This is a genomic window from Marinobacter sp. JSM 1782161 (assembly GCF_011421605.1).
GTDB lineage: Bacteria > Pseudomonadota > Gammaproteobacteria > Pseudomonadales > Oleiphilaceae > Marinobacter_A > Marinobacter_A bohaiensis.
Map to the genome: position 1 here is coordinate 2,721,649 of NZ_WSSA01000002.1, position 17,734 is coordinate 2,739,382.

A 17,734-nucleotide genomic window follows, 5' to 3' on the forward strand; every position below is an offset into this window, starting at 1 on the left:
GAGGACCCGGGCCGTGGTCCTGGCGTTCGGGGTGCTGGAGTGAAAGTTGCTTTGAGTCCGGGTATCCACAAAACTGACCAACTGGACGGAACGGGATTCGACCGGTGATTCCCGCCACCGTCCCCCGAAAGAGTAGAAGCGGTCAGGAGCCCGCACACCGCGCTCCGGGACATTGCTCTTTGCCCGCAAAGGAGCCCGCTATGCCCTACCTTATCCGCAACGCCGCCGGGATTTTCGCCCCGCAACACCCGGACGCCAACGCCCTGCGCATCGACGGCAACCGCATTGTCGCCCTCGGCCGCGACCTCATGCCCGGAGACGGCGACACGGTCATCGACGCCCGCGGCTGCGTCGTCTACCCCGGCCTGGTGAACACCCATCACCACCTGGCCCAGTCGATTCTCAAGGGCGTGCCCGAAGGCCTCAACCAGGGGCTGGGCGACTGGCTCGCGTCGGTGCCCTACCGCTTCTGGCCGCAGATCCGCCCGGAGCTGATGTACCACGCCGCCCGCCTGGGCCTGTACGAACTGCTACGCTCCGGTGCCACCACCTGCGCCGACCATCACTACCTCTATCACCGGGACACGCCGGATGAACTGGAGGACTCGGTCTGGCAGGCAGCGGACGAACTCGGCATCCGCCTGGTGCTGTGTCGCGGCAGCGCGGTGGAGAAAGGCAGCCACAAAGGGCTGGCCCGGCACAACATCGAACCGGAAACCACCGAGCAGGTGCTGGCGCGCATGGAACGCAGCCGCGCCCGCTATCACCAGGCCGCTCCGGACGCCATGCGCCGTCTGGTGGCCGCGCCGACGAGCCTGGTGCACTCCAGCCCGCCGGACTTCCTGAAGGAGATCGCCGCCTACGCACGCGGTCATGGGCTACGCCTGCATTCGCACCTGCTGGAAGTGGGCTTCGACAACGTCCAGGCCCGGGAAAAGTACGGCCTGGCCGCCATCGATTACGCCGAGCGCTGTGGTTTCCTGGGCCCGGACGTGTGGTTCGCCCACCTGGTGCAGAGCGACGCCCACGCGATCGAGCGTCTGGCGGCGACCGGAACCGGCATCGCCCACTGTCCGACGTCCAACTGCCGGCTGGGCAGCGGCGTGGCGCCGGTGATCGAGATGGCCCGGCAGGGCGTGCCGGTCAGCATCGGTGTGGATGGCTCCGCCTCCGCCGAGTCCGGCTCCATGCTGCAGGAGCTGAACCTGACCTGGCTGATCCATCGCGCCGTACACGGCCCTGACGCCACCACCCTCGACCGGGTGCTCGACTGGGGCAGCCGTGGCGGCGCCCGACTGCTGGGCCTGGAGGCCACCGGCGAGTTGGCCGTCGGCATGGCCGCGGACCTGGCGCTCTACGATATCGACCAGCCCAGGTTCGCCGGCGTACACACGCCCCTGTTCGCGCCGCTGATGTGCGGCGAGCCGGTGCAGGTGAAGCACAGCTTCGTGGACGGCAAACCGGTGGTCGAGGACGGTTCGGTATTGGGGCTGGATGAGCGGGCGTTGGTTGAAAACGTTCGGGACGGGCTTCGGGATCTGCTGACTCGAGTAGCCTGAATGAGGGCGCCTGACGGCGCCTCCGAAGCTGAAGCGTCGGCTACACGCTCCCGCCATACCGGCAACGGTTAAGGATGCACCATACTGTGTAGCGGACGCTTCAGCTTCCGAGCAGGCCGAAAGGCCTGCCTGAGGTGTCACCTGAGGGTGGTCAATCTGCACCGCACTGCCCTTATCGCAGCCCCCCCATTCTCCAGCCACAAAAAAGGCCCGTCGCATTACGCTTCGGGCCTGACCGTCATCCAGGGCGGACACGGTGTCCGCCGGATTCGACAGCGTTCAGTTTGGCATGGTCGCGGTCATGCCCTGAACGTACCAGTCCATGCTGGTCAGCTGTTCGTGGGTGGCGACTTCGCCTTCCTTCACGCGCAGGGTGCCGTCCTGGTCATAGATCGGGCCGGCGTAGGGCTGGATCTCGCCGCTGCGGATACCCTCGATGACCGAATCCACCTTGGCGCGCTGCTCGTCGCTCAGACGATCGCTGATCGAAGCGATCTTGATATCGCCTTCGGCGATGCCGCCCCAGGTGTCCTCGGATTCCCAGGTGCCGTCCATGACGTCCTGCACGGTTTCGATGTAGTACGGGGCCCAGTCGTCAACCACGGACAGCAGGTGCGCGTGCGGACCGAAGTGGGACATGTCGGACGCCTGGCCCACGGCCCACTTGCCGCGCTTCTCGGCGGCCAGCATGGCGGCAGGGCTGTCGGTATGCTGAACGATCACGTCCACGCCCTGATCCATCAGGGTGTTGGCCGCATCCGCTTCCTTGGCCGGGTCAAACCAGGTGCTGACCCACACCACTTTCAGCTCCACGTCCGGATTGACCTTGCGCGCCGCCATGAAGGTGGCGTTGATATCACGGATGACTTCCGGAATCGGGAAGGAGGCGATGTAGCCGATCTTGTTGGACTCGGTCACCAGACCCGCCGCCGTGCCGCTGACGTAGCGGCCTTCATAGGTCACCGCCAGGTAGGTGCCCAGGTTCTCGGCACGCTTGTAGCCGGTGGCGTGCAGGAAAGTTTTGTCCGGGTATTCCTTGGCTACGCGCGCGGTGGCGTTCATGAAGCCGAAGGAGGTGGTGAAGATGACGTCGTTACCGGCCTGGGCCAGACGACGGATGGTGCGCTCGGCGTCCGCGCCCTCGCTGACGTTCTCCACGTAAGTGGTCTGCACCTTGTCGCCAAAGTGTTCTTCCAGGGCCTTACGTCCCTGATCGTGTTGGTAACTCCAGCCGTGGTCACCAATCGGGCCGACGTAGACAAAACCCACTTTCAACGGATCTTCCGCCAGGGCATGCATGGGGAGCACCAGGGCAGCCAGCACAGCCAGTTTCTTGAAAAAGCGCATTCGCACACTCTCCTGTTGGTATCGTTTTCTCGATATCACTTTCTTTTTAGAGCGACTCATTCGTGGCCCGTGAGTTTAACCTGTTATCGAATCACGATGCAGATTCCGGGCATGAATCAGCACTGCGGATTTGTTGAGCAAAAAGCTGGCCAATTGTTCAGGAAATATCGCGACACCCGGTATTCCGCGCCGGATCACTGTTCGACGCCACAGCAAAGCCCCAGCTCCTCACGCTCTATTGCACCACGATAGCGCAACCAGGCCAGCCACGTCGGATAACCATCGCTTTTCCCGGCTTTCGGTGAGGTGCCCGGGAATTTCTTATACTGATGGCGGGAACCGATGCCGTGCTCCACGGGCATCGGCCGAAGGACGATACCGGGCCAGGGACCGCGGCCGTCACCGCCTCCACCGGCCCCGTCACGTTAGGATGACAACGATGCACAACGGGACCGGACGTTACATCAGGCACAGCCTGGCCACCCTCTTTGCAGCGGCCACGCTGTGGCTCCTGGCGTGCCCGGCACTGGCCCAGGAGACGGCGCCCGATCCCAGCCAAATCGACACCGCCAGCGTCAACGTCGATGGCCGCCCGCTGTTCCGAATTGCCGGCACGGCGTCGTTTCCGGCGGCGGAGCGCGCAGCCAACATCCGCCGCAACATCCTGGAGGTGGCATCCGATCATGCAGTGGCGGTGGACAGTATTCGCAGCATAGGTCGGGACGGCCGGGTCGAGATCGCCGCCGCGCAGACACCGCTGCTGACCATATTCCCCGTCGATGCCATGGCGGAGGGTGCGCCCCTGGAGGAAGTCGCCGAGGCGTTCCAGCGCCGGACGGCGGACGCCATCACCCGCTATCGCAACCAGCGCAGCTCGGACTATCTGGCCACGGCCAGCATGAAGGCCGGCGCCGCACTGGTGCTGACCCTGGCGCTGCTGTGGCTGGCCCTGTTCCTCTACCGGCGCCTGCTGGCGTTTCTTGACCAGCATTACCGGCGACGGGTTCAGGATCTGAAGATCGAGTCCTTCGAGCTGGTACGGGCCGACAACATCTGGGCGGCCCTGACCGGGTTCATCCGCTTCCTGCGCATCGCCACCGTGCTGGTCGTGGCCTACCTGGGCCTGGAGTTCGTCCTTTACCAGTTTCCCTGGACTCACGGCACCGCCCGCACCCTGCTGACGCTGTTCACCGAGCCGGTGGTCAGCATCGTCAGCGCCTTCCTGGACTACCTGCCGGAGCTGGTTTTCCTGGTCGTGCTGGTGGCGGTCTCACGCTATCTGCTCAAACTCATGCAGCTGTTCTTCCGCGGCATCGAACGGGGCCGGATCCACATCGGGGGTTTCGAGGCGGAATGGGCGCAACCCACCTACAAGCTGCTGCGTTTCTTCGTGGTCCTGCTCACCGTGGTGCTGGCCTACCCCTATATTCCCGGCTCCGGCAGCGCGGCCTTCCAGGGCCTGTCGATCCTGCTGGGCATCATGGTGTCGCTGGGCGCCTCGTCGGCGGTGTCCAGCGTGGTGGCTGGCTACGCCATGACCTACCGCCGCGCCTTCAGCATCGGCGACGTCATCACGGTAGGCGAATACACCGGCACCGTGCGGGAGACGCGACTGCTGGTTACGCACCTGCGCACCTTCCGCAACGAGGAAATCGTGCTGCCCAACTCGCTGATCCTCAACAGCCCGGTCACCAACCTGACCCGGTCGGCGGCGGAGAACGGCCTGATGCTCAGCGCCACGGTCGGGATTGGCTACGAGACGCCCTGGCGTCAGGTGGAAGCCATGCTCAAGGAAGCGGCGGCGCGCACCCGGGGCCTGCTGGAGAAACCGGCACCGTTCGTGCTGGAAAAGGCCCTGGGGGATTTCGCGGTCACCTACGAACTCAACGTCAGCATCGATTCGCCGGCGCATCGCTTCTATAGAGCGGCGGAACTGCATCGCCACGTCCTGGATGTGTTCAACGAATACGGCGTGGCGATCATGACGCCGGCCTACATCAGCGACCCGGACGAACCCAAGCTGGTGCCACAGGAACGGTGGTACGCGGCCCCGGCCAGGCCGCCGGACGAATCCGGCAACGCGCGGGATTCAACCTGAACGGGCTGCCTGCAACTGAGCGAAGACCTCGCTGCCGGCGCTGACCGCCATGGCCACGATCAGCCCACTGAGCACCAGCCCCGCCAGGGCGATGACGATCGCCAGGAGCCGGGCCCAACCGCTGACGGGCGCCCGGTCGCCGTAACCCACGGTGGTGCCGGTGATGCAGGCCCAATAAAGCGCATCGCGCCAGGGCCAGCGCTCCAACCGGCCGGCCCAGAGCCCCAGCCCGAGGATCAGCAGAACCAGGAACCCAAGGATGGGGGCCGCCAGCAGCAGATGGTGGAAGAACAACAGCAGGAACTCGGTGGTAAAGGCCATATCCCTCGGCATCCGTGACGGGAACGGCTTACAGTCTAATCACGTGCACCCGTTGCAGCCAGTGTCCATCCCTTGATTGGGAACCACCACACCGGCGTCGCCCGCCTTGCTCTCATGGCTTTCCGGGGCTTGGCAGATCATTGAATTAACCAGACGAGACACTAGCAGCGGCCCCCCAAACCTTGATTGAGATCAAAGGTCACGGTCCGATCAATTGATGCAAATCAAATCGGCTCGGGCGAGCGCGTCATAGAGTATGACCATCGACTACGGGGACAGGGGGAGCTGTCATGTACACAGATGCAGTCGTTATTGCGGGCATTGCCACGGCCATTCTGGCCTGCGCGTTCTTCGGCGGCGTGGGCTGGTTCATTTACAAGGATTCCCACCGGAAGGTGAAGCAGAAAGACCCTCGTCACTGAGGGCTCCGAGGGAGACACGGGGAGCAAGAGACGGGCACGTCCGACACCAGCCAGACTGAAAACCGGTCGATAAAAAGCAGATCGAGCTTTTCCCCCTGACTCCGTCCGTCAGGGGGATTTTTTTATGTCGGATAAGGCTCAGTAGGCACTCTTGATCAACTCCACCCCCGGTGCAATCGCACGACGCCAGGCGGCCTCCACGTCCAGGGTGAACTGGGGATCGTATTCACGCAAGGTGGCCATCAGGGCTTCGATCCACAGGTCGTACCACTCCGGGCGGATGTTGAAGGCGTGTCGGCAGTGACTCTCTCCCAGGGCCCGGAGTTTGGCGTCGGACATCCCCCGCGAATACAGCACCAGCTGCATGATGCCGTTGCGCAGCAGGTGGCGCTGGGCCGGCATATCGGTGTCCACGAAGCGCTCCCGGATCGCGTCCGAGCTGGCCATAAAGCGATCGTAGAAATGCTTGAAAAAATTGTCGTCGTTGCAGCAACGTCCATAGCTCTGGAAAACAATGTCGCTGTCTTTCGAACCAACCACAGCCATGGTCAGTGATCCTCCCTAATTCAGCCGTTGGCCCTGCGAGCGGGCGCCGGGAGCGTAGCAGAGCGCCGCAGGCCGCCACAGGCTTACGTCAGTATCCGCCCTCGAAATCCGCCATTTCATTGACACCCATCAAGAAAAGGCGGCATCGCCTGTAACGGTGTGCAACCGTGAACTGGGCAGTTCTCGACTTTCGTCGTACATTGGAGAAACGCCAGACCCCAGAACAACACAACAAGCCAGAAACGACACGACAAGCCGAAAACAACACAACAAGAGGATGCCCATGACCGTCAGCGCCGCCACCTCACTGAAACCCAGCACCATCCGCATCGGTAAACGCTACCGCGCCAGCCGCGTCGACGCGGACTACGACACCATCGTCATCGGTTCCGGCATCGGCGGCCTGACCAGCGCTGCCCTGCTGGCCCGGGAAGGCCAGAAAGTGCTGGTGCTGGAGCAGCACTACACCGCCGGCGGCTTTACCCACAGCTACGGCCGCAACGGCTACGAGTGGGACGTGGGCGTGCACTACATCGGCGATATGGGCAGCCCGCACACCCTGGGCCGCAAGCTGTTCGACACCATCACCGACGGCCAGCTCAAGTGGGCGCCAATGGACGACAACTACGACCGCTTCTACCTGGGGGACCGGGTGGTCAACCTGCGGGCGGGCAAGGACGGCTTCCGGCAATCGCTGGTGGACGCCTTTCCGGACGACGCCCAGGCCATCGACCGCTACATCCGGCTGCTCGACAAGGTCGCCTCGGGCATGCAGTGGTACACCCTGTCCAAACTCTCGCCAAAGCTGGCATCGCCGCTGACCCGCCGGGCCCTGCGCCTCATGCTGCCCAAGTGCTTCAACCAGACCACGCACGAGGTGCTGTCCGAACTCACCGACAATACCGCGCTGATCGGTGCCCTCACCGGCCAGTGGGGCGACTGTGGCGTCACACCGAAGCATTCCAGCTTCCTGATCCATGCGCTGATCGCCAAGCACTACATCCACGGTGGCTATTACCCGGTGGGCGGCGCGGCCGAGATGGCCCGCACGATCATCCCCGTCATCCAGTCCGGCGGCGGCGACGTGATGACCTACGCCGATGTCACCGAGATTCTGGTGGAAAAGGGAAAGGCCTGCGGCGTGCGCCTGGCGGACGGCCACACGATCCACGCCGGGCGCATCATCAGCAACGCGGGTGTGATCAACACGTTCGAGACGCTGTTGCCGGCCGAGGTGGTGCGCCGCACCGGATACGCCCGCCAGCGCCGGCACATTGAACCGTCCATGTCGCACCTCGGCCTGTACATCGGGCTGAACGCCACGGCCGCGGAGCTGGAACTGCCGAAAACCAACTTCTGGATCTACCCCGACGAACACCACGACGCCAACGTGGAGCACTTCCTGGCGGATCCGGACAACGCGCCGCTGCCGGTGGTCTATATCTCCTTCCCGTCGGCCAAGGATCCGGACTACCTCAACCGCTGCCCCGGCACCGCCACCATCGAAGTGGTGGCCCCCACCACCTGGAGCCAGTTCGAACCCTGGAAGCACGCCACCTGGGGCAAGCGGGGTGACGCCTACGACACCCTGAAGCAGCGGTTAACGGAAAGAGTGCTGGAAACGGTGTACGACAAGCTGCCGCAGCTGCGCGGGCGGATCGATTACGTGGAGACCTCCACGCCCCTGTCGACCTCGTGGTTCTGCCGCTACGACCAGGGCGAGATCTATGGGCTGGAGCACACCCCGGAGCGTTTCGACCAGGGCTGGCTGCGGCCGAAAACAGAGATTCCCGGGCTCTACCTGACCGGCCAGGACATCCTGACCTGCGGCGTGGTCGGGGCCATGATCGGCGGCCTGGTCACCACCCTGGCGATCCGGGGTGTCAAAGGGGCGGGACTGGCCAAGCGCATCTTCGTCGACCGGGGCGCCGCCGGCCCCGACCTCCAGTTGGTGACCGAGACCGGCTGAGCGCGGCCGGATCAGGGCTGGCCGGCATGCGGCACGTCGACCCGCGCCGTCCACAGGTTCGCCTCCGGCGCGAGCTTGCGGCGCCGCGCGCTGGAATCCGGCGCCACGCAGACCAGCAGGGTGCGACCGTCGTCGCCGCCCAGCATGCAGGCAAACACGCCCTGGCCATTGGCGGGCTTCAGTTCATCGACGATCTCACCGCCCGGCGCGACCCGGATGCAGCGCTGGTTGAAGGCGTCGGCGACCCACAGGTGGTTATCCGCATCGAGACAGCAGCCGTCGGGCCCCACCGCCAGTCGCCGTAACAGGTCCGCACGCTCGGTGCCCGGCTCCGGGCGCGGGCCGAAGCGGGCCCAGTCGCGGCGGTCGGACAGCGTGCCGTCCGCGCTTATGTTGAACGCCGTCATGGCGTTGCCGAAGGTTTCGCCGACGATCAGCGTCCGGCCGTCCGGCGTGATCACCGCGCCGTTGGGGAAATAGAGGTCCGTCGCGGCCGTGCTGACTGCGCCATCCGGTGCGATCCTGGCCAGGCAGGCGGGCTGCATGGCTTCCCCGGCCATCAGGTCGAAGCCGAAGTTGCCCACCCAGGCGCCGCCGTCGGGCGCAACCACCAGGTCGTTGGCGTGGCCGGTCGCGAGGTGGCCAATGTCGGCGTGGATCGTCACCCGACCATCCGGCCAACGTCGCAGGACGCGTTGATCCAGCATGGACACCACCAGCATCGAGCCGTCCGGCAGCCAGCCCAGCCCCGACGGCTGGCCCGGCACCTCCATCACGGTCTCGCGCCGGCCGTCGGCGTCAATACGGCTGACGGTGTGCGCGTAGAAATCGGACACCCACCAGGCGCCGTCGTGCCAGCGCGGCCCTTCAAAAAAGGTGCCGCCGTCGACAAACGGTTGCAGCGTCGCCATAGCCAAGCTCCTTACAGGCACCCGGCCAGACGCTGACGAATCAGGGTCTCGGCTTCGTCCATGATGCGGGCCAGCAGGTCCTGGCAACTGGGGATGTCGTGGATCAGGCCGGCTACCATGCCGCAGCTCCAGGCAGCTTCATCCATCTTGCCCTCCTGCAGCACCTGGCGCCCCTTGACGCCGGTGACCAGGTGACGGATGTCGTCGATCTGCGTGGCGGCGCCTTTCTCGGCTTCAATGCGCAGGATCTCGTCCACCGCGGCGTTCTTCATCACCCGCTCGGTATTGCGCAGGTTGCGCATGATCAGTCGGGTCTGGCGTTCGTCCGCCTCGACCAGGGCCTGTTTGACGTGATCGTGCACCGGGGCATCGGTGGTGGCGATAAACCGGGTCCCCATGTTCATGCCTTCCGCCCCCAAGGCCATCGCCGCGACCAGGCTGCGGCCGTCGGCCATGCCGCCGGAAGCCACGAAGGGAATGCTCAGTTCCTCCGCCGCCCGTGGCAGCAGGATGAAGTTGGGAATGTCGTCCTCACCGGGGTGGCCGCCGCACTCGAAGCCGTCCACGCTGACTGCGTCACAGCCGATCTGTTCCGCCTTCAGGGCGTGACGCACGGACGTGCATTTGTGAATGACCTTGATGCCCGCCGCCTTGAGGGTGGGCATATACGCCTCCGGACTGCGGCCGGCCGTTTCCACCACCCGCACGCCACCCTCGATAATCGCCTGGATGTACTCCGGATAGGGCGGTTCCTTGAAGCTGGGCAGGAACGTCAGATTGACGCCGAACGGCTTGTCGGTCAGTTGCTTGCAGCGGGCGATTTCCCGCGCCAGATCCTCCGGCGTGGGCTGGGTCAGTGCCGTGATAATGCCCAGGCCACCGGCGTTGGAGACGGCCGCGGCCAGCTCCGCGTAACCGACGTAGTGCATGCCACCCTGGATGATGGGGTGTTCGATCTGGAACAGTTCGGTAATTCGGGTTTTCATGGACGAATCTTCCCTAACGATGCGTTATTTTATTTATTGGAATTTGATTTCATTATTGGCTCGAAAATAACGAAAATCAATGCATCGCCGATGCTGGCAGAAAAGCATAAAAAAGGCGGACACGAGCGTGTCCGCCGAATCGGGTCGGGCTGGCTGACGGCGGCGTTCCCGACGTATCGGGCACGGTTGCCGGCGGCATGACCCGGAGCAATGAGACTCCATGAAGGCGGCCAGGGACGGTGCAGTAGCCAGACACCGTCCATGACCGACACACTCAAGATCGTAAGGCGAAGGAATAGTTCCGGGATGATTGCCGCACCGGTTGAGCGAGGTCATGACCGGCAATTCCCGTGCTGCTGATACCTACTTGCCTTGAGCCATTTGCGGACCTTTTTTCTGATTATTGGTATTTAGTTTCATTAATGACTAATCTTGCAAACAATGCACAAATTTCGCAGCGCGGCACTGGGTCAGTCAGGCGGAATCAGTATACTGACGACACACCCGGCCAGCGGCGAAGCCTCTGGCCTATATAGCGACACCCATAACAACAATATCCATAACAACAAAAAACCAGCCCAGACAGGACGAGGTGACTGTGGCAACCAACGCGAACTCCCACAAAACGACGTCCGCCGAACGGACGCAACGCCCCACCCCCGACGATGCCTTCAGGCGAGCCCGCGAGCTCTGGCTGCAGGGAGAACGACTTCACCTCGCCTCGCTGGCGGAAGAACTCGGCATCGGCCGCGCCACCCTGTTTCGCTGGGTGGGCAACAAGGATCTGCTGCTGGGGGAAATTCTCTGGTCGCTGTACGCGCCGCTGCGGGACAAGGCGCGGATGGACGTACCGGGCTCCGGGATCGATTACGTGGTGGGCGTCTACCATCAGATCAACAAGGCGCTGCTGCACGACAAGGCCCTGCGGCGTTTCATCGCCCAGGATCCGGAATACGCCCTGCGCATCCTCACTTCCGCCAGCTCCACCGTGCACAACCGCGTGGTGCAGGCCAACACCCGCATGCTGTGGGAACAGATCGATGCCGGCCACCTGGCGCGCCCGCCGATGAAGACCGAAAGCCTGTCCTATTTCATGGTCCGGCTCGCCGAATCCTGCCTCTACAGCGACGTGATCTGCGGCCGGGAACCGCGGGAAGCGGAGCTGGACGACGCCTGCCAGGCGGTGCGAATCCTGCTGGGAGGCAAGCGCCGTTAGTGTCCCGTGCGGTTACTGCGGGCGCCTGATCACGGCCATGGTCAGGCGGGACGTACAGGTGAGCTTACCGTCCTCGTTCTCGATGCGGATTTCCCACACCTGGGTGGAGCCGCCGATGTGCAGCGGCCGGGCCGTGCCGATCACCCACCCGGAGCTGACCGAGCGCACGTGGTTGGCGTTGACTTCCAAGCCCACGGCCACCTGGTCCGGTTTGCGCAGGCAGTAGTTCGCCGCCATGCTGCCCAGGGTTTCGGCGAGGACCACGGACGCGCCGCCATGAAGGATGCCAAACGGCTGCCGGGTGCGCTCGTCCACCGGCATCCGCGCCCGCACAAAATCGTCGCCGACTTCCAGATACTCGATGCCCAGACTCTCCACAGCCGTGCCGAGCGATCCTTCGGTCATGGCTTCGATCGTTGGCGTACGCGTCCAGATACTGCTCATTGTTGTTTGTCCTCTTCTTGTTCAGCCATTGATTAGCCGCCTATTAAACCACCAATCACAGCTGCAGAGAACGCACTTCCAGGAACTCCTCCAGGCCCCACTTGCCGAACTCGCGGCCCACGCCGGAATGGCCGAAACCACCGAACGGCGCCTGCGGGTTGAATGCGCCGCCGTTGACGAAGACCTGGCCGGTGCGCAGCTTGCCGGCGATCTTTTTCGCCTTATCGGCGTCGCCGGACCAGACCGCGCCGGACAGGCCATAGGCCGTGCCGTTGGCGATCCGGATCGCCTCAGATTCGTCCTCGTAGGGAATCACGCACAGCACGGGACCGAAGATCTCTTCCTGCGCCAGACGGCTGTCCGGCTTCACGTTGCCGAAAACGGTGGCCCTCGCGAAATAGCCCTGATCCAGCCCTTCCGGCGCACCGGCACCGCCGGCCACCAGCGTCGCGCCTTCTTCCTGGCCCAGCCGGATGTAGTCGAAAACCTTGTCCCGCTGCTCGGCCGAGGCCAGCGGGCCAAGCCGGGTGGTGTCTTCCAGCGGGTTGCCCGGCGTCATCTTCGCCACGGCGGCTGCCGCCAGTTCGCAGGCTTCGTCGTGCCGGCTGGCCGGCACCAGCATGCGGGTCAGCGCGGTGCAGGTCTGACCGGAATTGAGCAGGCAGTTGTTCACGGTGCCTTTCACCGCCGCCGTGAGATCGGCATCCGGCAGGATCACCGACGCGGACTTGCCGCCCATCTCCAGGGCGTAACGCTTGAAGTCGTCGGCCGCCGCGTGGGCGATCAGGTGACCGGTGCGGGTGGAGCCGGTGAAGGACACCATGTTTACTTGCGGGTGTTTGATCAGCGTATCGCCGGCGGTCTGGCCCTGGCCACAGACCATGTTGAACACGCCCTTGGGCAGGTCGGTCTGATCGAGGATTTCCGAGAGGATGAAAGCGGTGCCCGGGGCGATTTCGCTGGGCTTGAGCACCACCGTGCAGCCCGCCGCGATGGCCGGCACGATCTTCAGCATCACCTGGTGCAGCGGGTAGTTCCAGGGCGTAATGCAGCCCACTACGCCCACCGGCGCGTACTGCACCTCCGAGTTGCCGACTTGCTCGCTGAACGCGAACTCCGGCAGCAGCTTGAGGTAGGACTTGGTGGTCAGGATCGGCATCCCCGCCTGGATCTGCCCCGCCAGCTTGAGCGGCATGCCCACTTCCCGGCTCACGGTTTCGGCGATCTCGTCGGCGCGGGCCTTGAGGCCGTCCAGCAGCTGCTCCAGCACTTGGGTGCGCTGCTCCAGCGAGGATTCCGACCAGCCGTCGAAGGCCGCGTGGGCGGCGCTGATCGCCCGCTCCATTTCCTCGCGACCGGCCGCGGGCACCTGCGCCATCACCTCGCCGGTGGCCGCTTCGTGGACGTCCAGGGTGTCGCCGTTCCAGTCTTCCCACTGGCCATTGATGTACAGCTTGTTCAGGTTCTTCATGATTCGCTCCTCAGTCGAACACGATCACGCCGCGTGCGTTCTTGCCAGCCACCATATCATCGAACGCCTGGGGCGCCTGGTCGATGGAATAGGTCTGGGTGATCAGTTCGTCCAGCTTGAGTTTGCCGGCCTTGTACAGGCCCAGGATGCGGGGGAAATCGTGCTGCGGCCGGGCCGAACCCAGCCAGCTGCCCTTGAGTGTGCGCTCGTCCGCCGGCAGCGACAGCGTCCCGATTTCGGTCTTGTCCTTGGGATCGGCGACGCCGACGACCACCGCGGTGCCGCCGCGCCCCAGGCATTTATAGGCCTGGGCGGCCACCGCACCGGCGCCGACGCACTCGAAGGCGTAGTCCACGCCGCCGGTCAGTTTCTTCACTGCCTTGGCGGTGTCGTCCACCTCGTTGATGTTCACCGTGTGGGTGGCGCCGAATTCTTTGGCCATTTCCAGTTTGCGGTCGTTGGTGTCCACCGCCACGATCATCTCCGCACCGGCGGTGGCGCAGCCCTGAATGGTGTTGAGGCCGACGCCGCCGATACCGAACACCGCGGCCCGCGAGCCCGGCTCCAGTTGCGCCGTGTTGAACACGGCGCCCACGCCGGTCATCACCGCGCAGCTCACCAGCGCGGCGTTCTGCAGGGGCACGCCCTGCTCGACCTTGACCGCGTTATCCACATGCAGGGTGGCGTACTCCGCCATCACGCCGCAGGCGCCGAACACGTTGAGGTCGTTGCCGTCGGCATCGGTGGTGCGCACGCTGCCGTCCGGCAGGGTGAACATGGCCTTGCGCGCGTTCTCGCACAGCACCGGACGACCACGCACGCATTGGCGGCACTTGCCACACATGGAGATGAAGGAGCTGACCACGTGGTCGCCCTCCTGGAAGCTCGTTACACCCTCCCCCACGTCAACCACCACACCGGCGGCCTCGTGCCCCAGCACCAGGGGCGGCGGATACTGGATCTTGCCCGTGGTGGCGGACAGGTCGCTGTGGCAGACGCCACAGGCCGCGACCTTGATGGTGATTTCGTTGCGCTTGGGTGGCGCGACCTGGATGGTTTCCACGGTAATGGGCTGCCCCCACTCCCGGCACACCACGGCTTTGGCTTCTCGCGTCATTCGTCCGTTCTCCCTTTGTTTTTGGTTGTGCGAGTCCTGGTTGTGCGAACCTTTGTTGAATGCCAGCGCTGCTGACCGTCAGTGCGCACCGCTCCGAATCAGAATTCGGCGTCGTTCATGTCCAGGGCGGTCGTATCCACTTCCGCCAGCAGGCCGGCCAGGGCCGCCACTTTCGGCAATTCGTAGCGGGCAAAGTAGTCGCAGGCGCGCAGCTTGCCCCGGTAGAAGACTTCCGGCTGCGGACCGCCGTTCTCAATGCCACCAAGCGCCGCCTGGGCCTGGCGCAGCCAGAGCCAGCCAACAACCACATGGCCGAAGGCCTCCAGGTACAGCGACGCGTTGGCCAGGGCCCGTTCGGTGGCACCGTCAGCGCGCACGGCGTTGATGGCATCCGTCGCCTGCACCAGCTGCGCGACCGACGCTTCCAGCCGTGTGGCATTGTCCGCCAGCGCGGGCACTTCCCGCGCCTCGGTGATCGTACGTTCGACCCGTTTGAGCAGTGCACGGTAGTGCTGCCCATCGGCCTGCATCACCTTGCGCCCCAGCAGATCCATGCCCTGGATGCCGTGGGTGCCTTCGTGAATCGGGTTCAGGCGGTTATCGCGGAAAAACTGCTCCACCGGGTATTCCCGGGTGTAGCCATAGCCACCGTGGACCTGGATCGCCAGACTGTTGGCCTCCAGACAGTACTGGGACGGCCAGGACTTGATCAGTGGCGTCAGCAGGTCAAGCAGGCCGGCGGCCTCCGCCCGTGCGTCGTCCCCGGCGGCAAACTTCTTCTCGTCCACCAGCCGCGCGCCTTCCAGGCACAGGGCCAGACCGCCTTCCACATAGGCCTTCTGGGTCAGCAGCATGCGGCGGATGTCCGCGTGACGGGTCAGTGCCACCTGGCCGGTGTTCGGGTCCTTCTCGCCCATGGGGCGACCCTGTTTGCGGTCACGGGCGTAGTCCAAAGCGTGCAGGTAGCCAGTGTAGCCCAGCATCACGGCACCCAGACCCACACCAATGCGCGCCTCGTTCATCATGTGGAACATGGCGGCCAGGCCCTTGTGCGGCTCGCCCACCAGATAACCCACGGCACCGTCTTTCTCACCGAAGTTGAGCATGGTGGAGGTGGTCCCGCGATAGCCCATCTTGTGGATCAGTCCCGCCAGCGCCACGTCGTTGCGCTCACCCAGGCTGCCGTCGTCGTTGACCAGGATCTTGGGCACCAGGAACAGGGAGATGCCCTTCACCCCGGCCGGCGCATCCGGCAGCCGGCCCAGCACCATGTGCACGATGTTGTCGCTCAGCTCGTGGTCGCCGGCGGAGATAAAGATCTTGTTGCCTTTGAGGCGGTAGCTGCCGTCACCGGCCGGCTCCGCGCGGGTCTTCAGGTCACCCAGCGACGAGCCGGCGTGGGGTTCGGTCAGGCACATGGTGCCGAAGAAGCGGCCCGCCAGCATGGGACGAGCATAGCGCTCCTTCTGCTCCTCGCTGCCGTGGGCCAGGATCAGGTTGGCGGCGGCGATGGTCAGGCCGGCGTAGCCCTGGGTGCCCACATTGGCGCCTTTGAGCAGGCCGACGCACATCTGCGCCACCGCCGCCGGCAGCTGCATGCCGCCCAGCTCATAGTCCTGGCCGGCGGCCATCAGTCCGGTCTCGCGCAGCACATCCAGCGCCTTCTTCACTTCCGGGCGCATCTCGACCCGCCCGTTTTCAAAGGTCGGCTCCTCCTCATCGACCAGTCGCGCGTGGGGTGCGAATTCCTCGGCGGCCACCTTCAGCGCCAGATCCAGCGCCGCTTCCAGGGTATCGCGGCTGTGGTCGGCGTAGCGCTCGTACTGGAGCACGTCTTCCGTCTGGTGCAGTTCGAACAGCTGGAAGGCGAGATCGTGGGGGTTGATGATGTGCTGGTGCATGGCGTTGACCTGTTGTTTTTGGGGTGATGCTGCGGGTTTGGAGTTGTCTACTCCCCCTCTCCCCCAGCCCCTCTCCCTCAAGGGGCGAGGGGAGCTCATGGTGCCAACTCGAGGCTCACGCTCCCTCTCCCCTGGAGGGAGAGGGTTGGGGAGAGGGGGCGGCGGCTAGCACCGAGGTCTTAAACCACCTCAAACAACCCGGCCGCCCCCTGACCGCCGCCGATGCACATGGTGACCACCACATACTTGGCGCCGCGGCGCTTGCCTTCGATCAGCGCATGGCCGGTCAGGCGGGAGCCGGTGACACCGTAGGGGTGGCCGATGGAGATGGAGCCGCCGTTGACGTTCAGCTTCTCCATCGGAATACCCAGACGATCGCGGCAGTAGACCACCTGCGAGGCAAACGCCTCGTTCAGCTCCCACAGGTCGATGTCGTCCATGGTCAGGCCGGTGCGTTCAAGCAGACGCGGAATGGCGTAGACCGGGCCAATGCCCATTTCGTCCGGCTCGCAGCCGGCGACCGCAAAGCCACGGAAGATACCCATCGGCTCGATGTTGTGCTTCTCGGCGTAGGTGCCGTCCATGACCAGACAGGCGGAGGCGCCGTCGGACAGCTGGCTGGCGTTGCCGGCGGTGACGAACTGATCGTCGCCTCGCACCGGGTTCAGGCCCGCCAAACCTTCCAGCGTGGTATTCGGACGGTTGCACTCGTCTTTGGTGAGCGTGACCTGCTTTTCGCTGACTTCGCCGGTCTCCTTGTCCTTCACCAGCATGGTGGCGTCGTAGGGCACGATCTCGTCGTCGAAGTAGCCGGCTTCCTGCGCCGCGGCGGTGCGCTGCTGGCTGATCAGGGCATACTCGTCCTGCGCCTCGCGACTGATCCCGTAGCGTTTGGCGACGATGTCGGCCGTTTCGATCATCGACAGGTAGAGTTCCGGCTTGTTCTGCATCAGCCATTCATTGCTGGCGCGGAACTGGTTGATCTTGTCGTTCTGCACCAGGCTGATGGATTCGACGCCGCCGGCGACCATGGCCGGCACCTTTTCCGACAGCACCCGCTGGGACGCCAGCGCAATGGACTGCAGGCCGGAGCTGCAGAAGCGGTTGATGGACAGGCCGGCGGTGGTCACCGGCAGACCGGCGCGCACGGCGGCCAGACGGGCCATGTTCTTGCCCTGGGCCCCTTCGTGGAAGGTGGCGCCGAGGATCACGTCCTCGACCAGATCCGATTCGATACCGGCGCGTTGCACGGCGTGCCGGATCACGTGACCGGCCAGATCGACGCTGTGGGTGTTGTTCAGGGCGCCCCGGTAGGATTTACCCAGACCGGTGCGAGCGGTGGAAACGATGACGGCATCTGACATGAGAGCCTCCTGGGAAGCGTTTTGTGGTTGTTATCTCGACGCTGTTCGCGCAAGCAAACAGC

At 64.5% G+C, this 17,734-nt stretch carries 16 protein-coding genes; 6 read left to right on the forward strand and 10 right to left on the reverse strand.

What is annotated here, in order from left to right:
• The first annotated feature begins 200 nt into the window (after positions 1 to 200).
• Positions 201 to 1,559, forward strand: coding sequence for an amidohydrolase family protein (locus GQB00_RS12145; RefSeq protein WP_165856395.1), 1,359 nt, complete (start codon positions 201 to 203; stop codon positions 1,557 to 1,559).
• Positions 1,560 to 1,838: 279 nt separating this feature from the next.
• Here the strand turns inward: GQB00_RS12145 and GQB00_RS12150 are convergent, their stop codons facing one another.
• Positions 1,839 to 2,906 (reverse strand): BMP family ABC transporter substrate-binding protein, encoded by a 1,068-nt coding sequence (locus GQB00_RS12150; protein ID WP_165856396.1) that lies wholly within the window; start codon positions 2,904 to 2,906, stop codon positions 1,839 to 1,841.
• A 439-nt stretch (positions 2,907 to 3,345) separates the two neighbouring features.
• Here GQB00_RS12150 and GQB00_RS12155 point away from each other — a divergent pair, with 439 nt between their 5' ends.
• Entirely contained in the window at positions 3,346 to 5,004 is a 1,659-nt protein-coding gene (locus tag GQB00_RS12155; protein WP_165856397.1) for a mechanosensitive ion channel family protein, read from the forward strand.
• Here GQB00_RS12155 and GQB00_RS12160 read toward each other — a convergent pair.
• Positions 4,996 to 5,325, reverse strand: a complete 330-nt coding sequence (locus tag GQB00_RS12160) for a potassium channel family protein (protein ID WP_165856398.1) — start codon at positions 5,323 to 5,325, stop codon at positions 4,996 to 4,998. The genes GQB00_RS12155 and GQB00_RS12160 overlap by 9 nt on opposite strands.
• Before the next feature lie 290 nt (positions 5,326 to 5,615).
• Here GQB00_RS12160 and ccoM point away from each other — a divergent pair, with 290 nt between their 5' ends.
• On the forward strand, positions 5,616 to 5,747 hold the full coding sequence (gene ccoM / locus GQB00_RS21955) for a cytochrome c oxidase subunit CcoM (protein WP_266096041.1): 132 nt from the start codon (positions 5,616 to 5,618) through the stop codon (positions 5,745 to 5,747).
• 138 nt (positions 5,748 to 5,885) lie between these two features.
• On the opposite strand, the gene GQB00_RS12165 is transcribed toward ccoM, so the two are convergent.
• Positions 5,886 to 6,293: a globin gene (locus GQB00_RS12165; RefSeq protein WP_111493346.1), complete on the reverse strand. Its 408-nt coding sequence runs from the start codon at positions 6,291 to 6,293 to the stop codon at positions 5,886 to 5,888.
• Between the two features lie 283 nt (positions 6,294 to 6,576).
• Here GQB00_RS12165 and GQB00_RS12170 point away from each other — a divergent pair, with 283 nt between their 5' ends.
• On the forward strand, positions 6,577 to 8,262 hold the full coding sequence (locus GQB00_RS12170; protein WP_416234147.1) for a phytoene desaturase family protein: 1,686 nt from the start codon (positions 6,577 to 6,579) through the stop codon (positions 8,260 to 8,262).
• 11 nt (positions 8,263 to 8,273) lie between these two features.
• Here GQB00_RS12170 and GQB00_RS12175 read toward each other — a convergent pair whose 3' ends face one another.
• Both GQB00_RS12175 and GQB00_RS12180 read right to left on the reverse strand, forming a co-directional pair.
• Positions 8,274 to 9,173 (reverse strand): SMP-30/gluconolactonase/LRE family protein, encoded by a 900-nt coding sequence (locus GQB00_RS12175; RefSeq protein ID WP_165856400.1) that lies wholly within the window; start codon positions 9,171 to 9,173, stop codon positions 8,274 to 8,276.
• Between the two features lie 11 nt (positions 9,174 to 9,184).
• Positions 9,185 to 10,159 carry an NAD(P)H-dependent flavin oxidoreductase gene (locus GQB00_RS12180; protein WP_165856401.1) on the reverse strand — a complete coding sequence of 325 codons (975 nt, stop codon included), beginning with the start codon at positions 10,157 to 10,159 and terminating at the stop codon, positions 9,185 to 9,187.
• On the opposite strand from GQB00_RS12180, the gene GQB00_RS12185 reads away from it, so the two are divergent.
• Together GQB00_RS12185 and GQB00_RS22085 are read left to right on the forward strand one after the other, a co-directional pair.
• A complete protein-coding gene (locus GQB00_RS12185) occupies positions 10,121 to 10,360 on the forward strand; it encodes a hypothetical protein (protein ID WP_165856402.1) in 240 nt (79 codons plus the stop codon). The genes GQB00_RS12180 and GQB00_RS12185 overlap by 39 nt on opposite strands.
• 397 nt (positions 10,361 to 10,757) lie before the next feature.
• Positions 10,758 to 11,375, forward strand: a complete 618-nt coding sequence (locus tag GQB00_RS22085) for a QsdR family transcriptional regulator (protein WP_111493338.1) — start codon at positions 10,758 to 10,760, stop codon at positions 11,373 to 11,375.
• A 12-nt stretch (positions 11,376 to 11,387) separates the two neighbouring features.
• On the opposite strand, the gene GQB00_RS12195 is transcribed toward GQB00_RS22085, so the two are convergent.
• The 5 genes from GQB00_RS12195 to GQB00_RS12215 all read right to left on the reverse strand — a co-directional run bounded on the left by GQB00_RS12195 (position 11,388) and on the right by GQB00_RS12215 (position 17,672).
• A complete protein-coding gene (locus tag GQB00_RS12195; protein WP_165856403.1) occupies positions 11,388 to 11,819 on the reverse strand; it encodes a hotdog fold thioesterase in 432 nt (143 codons plus the stop codon).
• A gap of 55 nt (positions 11,820 to 11,874) precedes the next feature.
• Positions 11,875 to 13,290 (reverse strand): aldehyde dehydrogenase family protein, encoded by a 1,416-nt coding sequence (locus GQB00_RS12200; protein ID WP_165856404.1) that lies wholly within the window; start codon positions 13,288 to 13,290, stop codon positions 11,875 to 11,877.
• 10 nt (positions 13,291 to 13,300) lie between these two features.
• Positions 13,301 to 14,407 carry a zinc-binding dehydrogenase gene (locus GQB00_RS12205; protein WP_165856405.1) on the reverse strand — a complete coding sequence of 369 codons (1,107 nt, stop codon included), beginning with the start codon at positions 14,405 to 14,407 and terminating at the stop codon, positions 13,301 to 13,303.
• A gap of 98 nt (positions 14,408 to 14,505) precedes the next feature.
• Positions 14,506 to 16,308: an acyl-CoA dehydrogenase gene (locus GQB00_RS12210; protein WP_165856406.1), complete on the reverse strand. Its 1,803-nt coding sequence runs from the start codon at positions 16,306 to 16,308 to the stop codon at positions 14,506 to 14,508.
• 179 nt (positions 16,309 to 16,487) lie between these two features.
• Positions 16,488 to 17,672, reverse strand: coding sequence for an acetyl-CoA C-acyltransferase (locus GQB00_RS12215; protein ID WP_165856407.1), 1,185 nt, complete (start codon positions 17,670 to 17,672; stop codon positions 16,488 to 16,490).
• Between the last annotated feature and the right edge of the window lie 62 nt (positions 17,673 to 17,734).